The 1,191-nt window shown below is 43.7% G+C and carries 2 protein-coding genes; one reads left to right on the top strand and one right to left on the bottom strand.

The window, feature by feature from the left end; all coding sequences use genetic code 11:
* Positions 1 to 27: 27 nt before the first annotated feature.
* Entirely contained in the window at positions 28 to 771 is a 744-nt protein-coding gene (locus JHD69_RS19825) for a glucose-1-phosphate cytidylyltransferase (protein WP_370583535.1), read from the top strand.
* Positions 772 to 1,003: 232 nt separating this feature from the next.
* Here JHD69_RS19825 and JHD69_RS19820 read toward each other — a convergent pair.
* The coding region (locus JHD69_RS19820; protein ID WP_199142067.1) for a hypothetical protein at positions 1,004 to 1,191 on the bottom strand (188 nt) is incomplete at its 5' end.

The following is a 1,191-nucleotide window of genomic DNA, read 5'->3' as shown; positions in this document are numbered from 1 at the left end:
AGATGTGTATAAGAGACAGGAACAAGAATCCGAGATGTGGCCGATAACCTCCCAAAACCAATGATTCCTGTTGGTAACAAACCAATCTTATGGCATATCATGAAATACTATTCTACATTCGGATTTACTGAATTTGTTTTGTGTTTAGGTTATAAGAGCAATGTAATCAAGGAGTATTTTGTTAACTATGAGATCAATACGTCTGACTTTACCCTTAGTTTAGGAGATAAACATTCGCTTGATTTTATGAACCAGCATAATGAGAAGGATTGGAAAATTACGTTTGCTGAAACAGGTGAAAATGCAATGACTGGGGCAAGGATTAAGAAAATAAAGAAATATATTCCAGAGGGCGAGCAGTTTATGCTTACCTATGGCGGTGGGTTGAGTGACGTAGACATTAATAAACTCATCGAATTCCACAAAGCCAGTGGCAAAGCAATGACTTTAACAGCAGTGAGGCCTCCGGGCAGATTTGGAGAGATTATGTCGGATCCGACTGGCCAAATCACTGAATTTAATGAAAAGCCAAATGCCACCGAAGGAAGAATTAATGGCGGATATTTTGTTTGCAACTATAACATGTTCGATTTTATTGAAGATGGAGACGATGTTGTATTTGAACAAGATCCGATCAGAAAAATGGTGAAACATGGAGAGCTCATGCAGTTTAACCACGATCAGTTCTGGCAGCCAATGGATACCTATAGAGAATACTCATTGCTAAATGAGATTTATGCAAACAACAAAGCACCTTGGAAGAAATGGTAGGAAATTTTGATTTTTTTAAGGGGAAAAAAGTCCTCATTACTGGAGATACTGGCTTTAAAGGGTCGTGGCTGGCTTTTTGGCTACACAAAATTGGGGTAACTGTAGTGTGATACTCGCTTCCGCCTACTAATGAATCAGATCATTTTAACCTTTTAAAACTGGCCGAAAAAATTACACATATCGATGGTGATATTTTAGACTTTAAAAGTTTGAACAATGCCTTTCAAGAACATCAGCCTGAGATCTGTCTCTTATACACATCTGACGCTGCCGACGAACCACGACATGGGTAGATATCGGTGGTCGCCGTATCATTAAAAAGGGGGTGGGGGGGGGGGGGGGGGGGGGGGGGGGGGGGGGGGGGGGGGGGGGGGGGGGGGGGGGGGGGGGGGGGGGGGGGGGGGGGGGGGGGGGGGGGGG

This window comes from Pedobacter sp. ASV12, from assembly GCF_016429155.1.
Taxonomy (GTDB): domain Bacteria; phylum Bacteroidota; class Bacteroidia; order Sphingobacteriales; family Sphingobacteriaceae; genus Pedobacter.
Note: the sequence above shows the minus strand (reverse complement) of the source record. Positions and strands in the feature narration are given on the sequence as shown.